The sequence below is a fragment of the Acidobacteriota bacterium genome, assembly GCA_016715115.1.
Lineage (GTDB): Bacteria > Acidobacteriota > Blastocatellia > Pyrinomonadales > Pyrinomonadaceae > JAFDVJ01.
In genome coordinates this window covers 1-8,643 of the sequence record JADKBM010000007.1, presented here as the reverse complement: position 1 = coordinate 8,643, position 8,643 = coordinate 1, and the positions used below count along the sequence as shown (strand labels likewise).

At 53.8% G+C, this 8,643-nt stretch carries 5 protein-coding genes and 3 pseudogenes; 5 read left to right on the top strand and 3 right to left on the bottom strand.

The features are described 5' to 3' along the window. Positions 1-1,144 precede the first annotated feature (1,144 nt). From IPN69_08365 to IPN69_08345, 5 genes and pseudogenes are all read left to right on the top strand, one after another. Positions 1,145-2,114, top strand: a pseudogene (locus tag IPN69_08365) (NAD(P)-dependent alcohol dehydrogenase). 99 nt (positions 2,115-2,213) lie between these two features. Next, positions 2,214-2,909, top strand: a complete 696-nt coding sequence (locus IPN69_08360) for a DUF4386 domain-containing protein (protein MBK8810728.1) — start codon at positions 2,214-2,216, stop codon at positions 2,907-2,909. 60 nt (positions 2,910-2,969) lie between these two features. Further along, positions 2,970-3,410, top strand: a complete 441-nt coding sequence (locus IPN69_08355; GenBank protein MBK8810727.1) for a hypothetical protein — start codon at positions 2,970-2,972, stop codon at positions 3,408-3,410. Between the two features lie 766 nt (positions 3,411-4,176). Next, positions 4,177-4,542: a hypothetical protein gene (locus tag IPN69_08350; protein ID MBK8810726.1), complete on the top strand. Its 366-nt coding sequence runs from the start codon at positions 4,177-4,179 to the stop codon at positions 4,540-4,542. 730 nt (positions 4,543-5,272) lie between these two features. Next, positions 5,273-5,598, top strand: a pseudogene (locus IPN69_08345) (TfoX/Sxy family protein). Positions 5,599-5,621: 23 nt separating this feature from the next. On the opposite strand, the gene IPN69_08340 reads toward IPN69_08345, so the two are convergent. From IPN69_08340 to IPN69_08330, 3 genes and pseudogenes are all read right to left on the bottom strand, one after another. Beyond that, a complete protein-coding gene (locus IPN69_08340) occupies positions 5,622-5,870 on the bottom strand; it encodes a hypothetical protein (protein MBK8810725.1) in 249 nt (82 codons plus the stop codon). After that, positions 5,857-6,585, bottom strand: coding sequence for a hypothetical protein (locus IPN69_08335; GenBank protein ID MBK8810724.1), 729 nt, complete (start codon positions 6,583-6,585; stop codon positions 5,857-5,859). Before IPN69_08335 ends, IPN69_08340 begins: the two co-directional genes overlap by 14 nt. A gap of 228 nt (positions 6,586-6,813) precedes the next feature. Then, positions 6,814-8,361: pseudogene (locus IPN69_08330) on the bottom strand (hydroxymethylglutaryl-CoA reductase). Positions 8,362-8,643: the final 282 nt, after the last annotated feature.

Here is an 8,643-nt window from a genome sequence, read left to right as displayed (position 1 = left end):
TTGCAATGGAAGTTTGCCCGAGGAAAGAGGCGCGCGATCTGCGTTTGATTTTTGACTATACGAATTCAGTTTATGACGGCCGCGGGTCGGTTCTGTAGTTCTCCGTACGGACTCGATTTGGAGGTCAAATTGACCGTGAGCCCGGAGTTTCCGAGACCGAGAGCCATATACCGAAAAATTGGCAACCGAAAACCGACAGATGCGAGATTCACGGCGAACTTCTTAAAAAAGACCGGGTTGAAATTGTCTATGGATTGTTGAGGTATAAAAAAGGATTTCTCGAAGCGGAAGAGAAATTGTTTCCGCACGCAAATACCTATGCCGGTGGCGGTTGCGTGATCGACAGCGACACCGGGAAGAGACGGGCCAACAGATCAGTCCTAAGATGCCGGGGTGCTTTACTGCTCAAAGTGCCGGAAGGCGCAGAAAAAATGGAGTCGTGAGAATCGGGACAAGTCTTTTGATTGATTGTGACTCATTGGAGGGCGAGTGAGCGAAGCGAAGTCCAACAGCCGGGCAATTCGTCCAAAGATGTCAAAAAAAAGCAAAAAACAGCGAAAACTGACGGTGCCGACGGGCCAAACGGCGAGAAGCGAAAGCTTTTCATAAGGAACACGATCGAAATGGTTCCTCCCGATTGATTTCAAAATGCCGCCATTGATGCCGTGTGAATGACTTCATCTACTCACAAGTTCTTTTCTTCGGTTCGTAAACCGGGCGAGACGCCCCGGCCGCGGAACAAGCGATTATCACGTCCGGAAACCGGAAAGATCTAACTCGGATTAAGCAAAGGAACATTCGCCCGCGAATCTCCGCCAATCCGCGCGAACATTATTCTACTGGATCCTCACGAACAAAGGGCATTTCAACACTTTGGCCCGTCGGGCGGCTGAATTTCAAAACCCCGCCTCTCTTGCAGCGCGTTGGTCCGGATTTCCATTCGCGCGGATCAGCGAAGATTTGCGGGCAGAATTTCACTATTGAGCAATCTTGATTTAACGAAAAGCGGATTTTGATTTAATTACCGATCTGAAGGCTGATCCTGTCCCGAAAATGACTCGGTGCACATGCTGTTCGTTTCAGCCTCGCGCGATGCTGGCGATATCACTCGAACTTTTCGGTTCCGCTCTCGTAAATCCATTAAATGAAAGCGATCGTTTACGGCCCTTCGCATACAGTGCATCTCGCCGAGATTGAAAAGCCCGTACCGGCGGACGACGAAGTATTGCTGCGTGTCCGATCGGCGTCGGTGAATCCGCTCGACGGGCATCTGCTGAAGACCGCACCGTGGTTGCGAAATCTGATGTTCCGGATGATCGGGACAAAGGTCAGACGTCCGGGCGCCGATGTCGCGGGCGAGGTTGAAGCGATCGGGCGAAACGTCACCCGTTTCAAGCCCGGCGATGCTGTATTCGGAGGTTCCGGCGGCGGAGGTTTTGCCGAGTATGCGTGTCCGCGCGAGTCGAAAGTTGTCGCAAACCCCCCGAGTATCGGATTTGAAGCGGCGGCATGTGTCACTGTCGCGGGCATTACCGCGCTGCAGGGCCTTCGGGACGTCGCCGGTGTTGTTCCCGGCCAAAAGGTGCTGATCAACGGGGCTTCGGGGAGTCGGAACGTTCGCCGTGCAGATCGCAAAATGGATGGGCGCCGATGTAACCGCTGTTTGCAGCACGCGAAACGTAGATCTCGCGCGCGGCCTCGGGGCTGATCTTGTGATCGATTACACACGCGAGGATATGCTCGAGAGCGGCGAACGCTATGACGTAATCTTAGATCTCGTTTCAGACAAGCCGCTTCTGGCTTTGAGGCGCATATTGACCCCGAAAGGAAAATGGGTCGGCGCCGGCGTCCTCGGGGTCGACACGTCGATGATCAATATGTTCGCAAGCACTTTCAAGACTCCGTTGCTGTCTCTCTTCGCCGGTCAAAAATTAACCTCGTTCATGGCGAAAACCGGCAGCGATGACCTGCAGATTCTGGCCGGTCTGATCGAGTGCGGCACGTTAACACCGGCCATCGACCGCACTTATCAGCTGAGTGAAGTTCCGGACGCGATCCGCTATGTCGACACCAGACACGCCCGCGGAAAGGTCGTGATCTCGGTTCACGAATGAAATTCCGACTGCTCAAATCGCCGGAATCGGGCGAAGCGAAACTTTCCGAAGGTCAGGTCGTAAAGCAAGACAAGTCACAGGATAAGGAGGAACTCGCGTATGAGAACTGCGACAAGCGTCGGGCGAACGGTGGGCATTTTACTGTTGCTGCAGATGGTTTCCGCGCTGATATTCCCATTTGTGTTGATGCGCGGATTGAACGGCGGATATCCTGACTTTCTTGAGGCGGCGGCGGCGAGCGGCGCGCAGATACGAACGGGAATCGGACTCGCATTCGCCGGCGCCGCGCTGACACTGTTTTTGGGTATCAAGATGTTCCCCGTCCTGCGGCAGCATAGTTTGGGGGCCGCGCTTTGGTTTCTGGGAATATGCGCGATCAGTTGCGGACTCGACGCGGTGCACAACTCGACGGTGATGTCGATGCTCTCGGTCAGCGAGCGGTTTACGAACTCGGGCGGAGCCGAGGCAGCCGTTTATCAGGCGTGGGGCGCGGTGGCGGCCTCGATGCGGCGGTCGGCCCACGTGGTCCAGCTCGTCGCGATCGGCGCGTGGATGATGACGTTTTACATTTCTCTTTGGCGGTTTCGGCTTGTACCGCGTCAACTGTCGATGGTTGGCATTGTCGGTGTTGCAAGTCAGTTTACGGGTGTCACGGCGATGATGTTCCTCGGTTACCCGTCGTTGGGCTATTTAGCGATGCCGCTCGCTCCGATCCATGCCGCCGCAGCGATTTGGCTGATTGCAAAGGGCCTCTCCGATGGAAGCGCCGGCGAAACGGAATTCGGCACAGCCTGACGCCGACCAAAAAAACACGTTCGACGGAACGATTCTCTTGAGCTGACCGTAAGTTTGATTATGCGATTCTTCAAATACATTTTCACGCCAAACCAAGAGAAATATGAGGGCGTTCGCCCGATAAACATCTACTTGCTGCGGGTCCTCTATTTCCTGATGATCGTCGGCGTCGCGACCGAGGCTTGGCAGACGATCTTCAAACACGAAGGCCCTTGGGACCACACAAAAGCGGTCGCCTGGTGCGTCTGGGCCGCATATCCGACCTTGGGTATTTTCGGGCTGCTGCGGCCGCTCAAGTGGCTTCCCCTGGTCATCTTTATGATCTTCTACAAGACCCTGTGGCTTTTTGTCGTTGCCTATCCGCTTTGGCAGGCAGGCACTTTAGCCGGTTCGCCGGCCGACGAAATGGCGCACGTCTTTGTCGCCGCGCCTTTTGTCGCGCTGATAGTGCCTTGGATTTACGTATTCAAGAACTTCGTTATGTGGTCAAGGCCGGAATGAGTCAGCCGGTCGCGTCCGGACTGCGATCTCCGGTACGTTGAAGTCTTGTTTTGGCGCCAAACAGGATATAAACTTAGATTTCTTGGGATCATCGCAGCGACCTTTGTCCGGACTTTCCGCCGTATTGAAGGATGATTACGGGATAACTATGTCGTTTGAGACATGTCGCCAAACGGAAGCGATCCGTGGCAAAAATCTAAGAAGAATAGAAATCGGGGCACCACGGTGGACACGGACATTTAGGAGATCAAGCGGTCTGGATATTGACTTCCGGTACATAAACACAAATGGGAAAGTTTCCAGCACAACCGCCAGGTCAGATTCACAATTTAGCGTGGCCAACAACGCCGTTTACAACGTCGCTTCGACGTTTGGCTTCACCGCTAACTATCAAGGAAATAGTCAAGGGCGGAATAGGGGACGACTGGGCCGCAAGCTATTGGCGGACACAACGACCACGGGCATCTCGGCTTCAGCGGGAACGGCAGGAGCCAAACAAACTCCCAAGTCGTAGTCGTGACTCAAGGTAATGTCAGGAAGTTGATCTTCAAATGATGAATTGCATTTTGCATAAGGAGTGATGTTGCATGAAAAGAATGACAGCCATTTGCTTGCTTTCAACTTTGCTGACTTCTCAGGCTTGTTCCGCCGAAATTGCGAACACGCAGGTTCCGCCGCCGAACGGTACGGAAGTAAATCGAAATGAACAACGGCGGACGTTAATGAGAATGCAAACAGAACGAATGCTCAAAGCGAGTCGCAAACTGTGCAAGCCGATAAGTCTTCGATCAAGGATACGAAAGGCTTGATAGTCCTAAGTAACAAGTATGGCAAGAACGACTTCGTTCGTTTTTACAATGACGACGGAAGCCTTTGGTACGAATTCACATTCTATTATGACGATAGCGATGGGAAGTTTGAATACGAAAAACGAAGAATTCGGCCCTTTTCATTTCATCAGGACTATTTCTGTGTTAGCTTAAATGGAGGCGAAGACAAATATCGCTACGAAGTAATAGTCAATGAAGAAAACGGGCTGAAAAAGTTTGTCAAGAAAGATGACCCGACGCTGAAGTTTGAAACTCTGGTGAACACATCACGAAGGTTTTTGCTATTGAATTCGACCGAGTGAAAAATCCTTTGCTGGAGCTCCAAATGGCAAAGTTAAATATCGATTTGTCACCAGAATTGATTTTTCATCCTGTTGAGTAAGAGGCGAATGGTTAAAAGTCTGGATGGATCACAACAGCCAAAAAAGATGCCGGTTCGGGCTGGGTTAAGTGGAGGGACGATAACCAAATCTTGGTAGAACTTTTACTTTGCGTGAACTCTGCCCCTGTCGGTTAGCAGTAACGTCGCAAATCTCGCTTGCGATTGAGAATATGACGAGCTCCGAATTTGGCACAACTGGTATCCTCGCCTCGGATTTGTCTGGAAGCGTATCGGGGATCAATACTGGTGGCGTTCGCTACGATGGAATCCCTACTTGGAGAGCAGGCCAATTATGATGCAGATAATCCGGGAGCGTGGAGGACCAACGCCGGGGTCCAGGGAATACAGATTATGTTGATTGTACCGAAACAACAGCGCGGTTGAGTATGGGGATTAATCGAGTTGATTCCCTTGACACGCTCATGCAGGCGACGGCACTCAGGGCTTTGACGAAAGGTTTCTGCCGAGCCTGGAAAACAGGGCATTGAGCTCTCTCAGGCTGTTGGATGTCATACGATACGATGGTGGCGGTATGCCGAACAGAAGGCACTACGACGGTGGTTTTCACCGGTGTTGACGGAACAACTTGGGCGTTTACCCGCAGCGGAGTTAATGGTCCCGTGCGTCCGCGCCGCTGGCTGCAAAAACCTATGGCTTCAAAAATCGAAACAGTCCAATTCATCGTCGATCAAATCGATCCCGATTGCTGTATGTCCTATCGCGCGATGTTCGGCGAATACTCGCTGTATTCCAAAGGCAAGGTCGTCGGAGTGGTCGCTGACGACCGACTGTTTATCAAACCGACCGACGCCGGAAAGCAGTTTATCGGTGATTTCACCGAGGCCGCGGCATATCCCGCGCGAAACCGTCGTTGCTGATCACCGACCCGATCGAGGATCGCGAATGGCTGAGCGAACTCATCAGGAACACCGAAGAAGCTCTTCCGGCGCCAAAACCGAAAAAAGCGAAAAGGTGAAACGGGCATGCCCGGGCCAAACGTTAGTCGTTTGAACCCACCGGCAAATGTCCGTAAAACCATTGGTCTTGTTTCGCCCTGAAGGCTTCTACCTCCTTGCTCAGGATTCCCAAGCATGCGTTGTCCGGATCGATCGTCCGGGCTTTGTTCATCCAATGATCACTTTGCTTGAAGTCGCCGATTCCGGCGTATGCATAGGCAATGAAACAGGCGTTTGCCGCGCGGGCCGCGGTTTCGCTTGTCTTCCCGAAGGCATCCTCAAGCAGGCGCAAACCGGCCTGATAATGCCCGAGGCGCGAGGACGGCGCCGGTTGTTCCGATGAAATTGACCAATTTGGGATTTGAAGCGTATGCTTCGCCGGCAAATCGATCGGCTTCGGCAAGCATTTCCGGTTCTCCGAGAATCGCGCTTACCCAGGCAATGTTGTTTTTGACGAGCAGATTCATTGCCGGTAATTCGAACTCTTTCGATTCGAGCGCCTCCCTAAAGACGGTCCGGGCGAACGCGAAATTGCCCAGCGAGAGCTCGGCGACCGCGAGATCGTGTTTGGCAAGCATATCGACCGGATTCTCGGAAACCAGTTGCAGGTATTTCTCTTTTGCCTTGAGTACTTCGCCGGTTCTCAGCAAATTCCAGGCTTCGAGGCGTTCGGTCAGCTTTTCAAACGGTATCAGATTTTCAATCCGCGCGAACGGGATCTGAAAAACGCGGTAGCCGTCGGAAAGGTATGAACCTTGAGGCATATTGATTTTATACGGAATCGCGTTGGCAAAAAACAGAAACGCGTTCGCAAGAATGAATGTTTCGATCCATGCGGGACGATTTGTCAGCGCGCCGAGAAATGACCAGATGTCGGTCGGCGGGGCAAGAAGCACGGCGATCGCGATGAAGAAAATATGCGTTCCGATGCCGCCGAGATTGAAAATCCAGAATCGGAGCCTTATGAATCGATGCCCGTCCGGAAGCGCGATCGTCAATCCGTTCAACGGTCTCGCGTTGATCTCGAGTCGGCACGCCGAAGGCCTCGAATCTGAACAGATTCCGCCCGTATCCGATAATCATCGCGTGGACGCGCATCCGCATCAATCTTGCGGCGGTGGCGTGACCGCATTCGTGAGTCGGCAGAAGGACGAAGATCCAAAAGTACCAGACAAAGAGGTTCACGAAGATGAACATATCGGAAAACGCGGGCCGCCTGAAGGCGGAACTCCGAACTACCGATTCCTTCCGTACTTCTCGTGGCTCGAGACCCAATCGGAGCTCGAAATAGCGGAGCCCAACGAGATCTCGCCCGCGAGGACGACGCCGGCGACGATCTCGGCGAATTTGTTGACCGTTCCGCGGCCGACGCAACCGAGCACTTCGAGGCATTCGCGCTGCGTCGCGAGGCCCGTTCCGCCGCCGTGCGTGGCGACGATCAGCGACGGAATGGTGATCGAGATGTAGAGATCCTTCTCCGCCGTCAGTTCCGAATAGATGATTCCCGCCGACGATTCCGAGACGTTCGCGACGTCCTGTCCGGTTGCGATGAACATCGCCGTAATGCCGTTCGCCGAATGCGCGCCGTTGTTGTTCGCGCCCGACATAAACGATCCGACATTCGCGACGCCCGAATGATAGACCAACGATTCGGGTTCGACGCGCATATGTTCGATAAGCACGTTTCGCGGAACCGTGCATTCCGCCGTAACGCGTTTCCCGCGCGTCCGCATCACGTTGACCTGCGACGCCTTTTTGTCGGTCGCGAAGTTCGATTCGAGATAGAAATGCTTGATCACGTTCTCTTCGTAGGCATCGATGATCCAACTGCAGGCGGCGAATGTCGCGCGTCCGACCATATTCTGGCCGGCGGCGTCGCCGGTCGTGTAATTGAAACGCAGATATACGAATTTGTTCGACGTGTACGGATCGATGTATTTGAGTTTTGCGACCGACGAAGTCGCTTCGGCTTCCTCTTTGATCTTGTCGATGTGCTCGAGCACCCACGAAACGAATTTTCGACCCGCGCGCGCGTCTTCGAAAACAAAGACCGGTGCGCGCTGCATCGCGTCGCTGACGACAGTCGCTTTGACGCCGCCAGACAGATTCAAAACCTTGATTCCGCGGTTGTAGGACGCGATCAGCGTGCCCTCGGTTGTCGCCAGCGGGATCAGGTACTCGCCCGTTGCGAACTCGCCGTTGACTTTGAGCGGCCCCGCAAAACCGATCGGGATCTGCGCGACGCCGGTGAAATTCTCGCAATTCCCGGACGTGGTCCGCGGGTCGAACGAATAACTCCGGAGATGTTCGAGCTTCGCGCCGGAATACTGTTCGACGAAGTCCTGACGCGATTTGATCGCCGCTTCGCCGTAGTCGTCGGTCTCGTCGCGCGGGATGCGGACTTCGAGGCTTTCGGTCTCGGCAATCGAATCACCGACGTCGAATTTCAGCGAGCCGAAGGGCTTGGCCTTGAATGCGATTCCGATCTTGTGTTTCCCGTTCTCAAGCTGAAGCCCGAGCGCAGCGCACGGTCAGGACCGTGCGGAGCGGAAATGAAACGTCGCGGACCGATGCTGCCGGAATAAAGGCGCCGTCGCCGAGATCGAGCGTGACCGAACCGAGATCGATGTCTCGGCCGTCGATGTGACACCGGTCAATTCGCCGAATTCGCCGTCGCTGAGCCGGTTCTTGAGTGCGAACTGCACGCCGCCATCGGTGTTCTTGAGACTGTTGTTCGTGTAGAGCTGCCGCAAAAGCATGCTCGGAATCGGGAAGAATGACATATTTGGTTGAATTCTGGCGCAAAAATCGAAGTGCAAGACTGATTTTACTTCGCAAGGGATTTTAATCAAGTAAAGCGGATTGATTTGAACGGCGCCGGCATTCGATTTTCGTAACGAGGATTTCCTAAATATCGGGAAACACGCCGACCGTGATGTGTCGATTGCCGGCACCGCCAATCGGATCGTCCGCAATCACAAATACGATTCACTTTTCTCCTGACCATGAGGCTGACGGAAGAAAACGACCGAGGGAGCGCGTCAACGCAGAACCGGGCGTTCGCG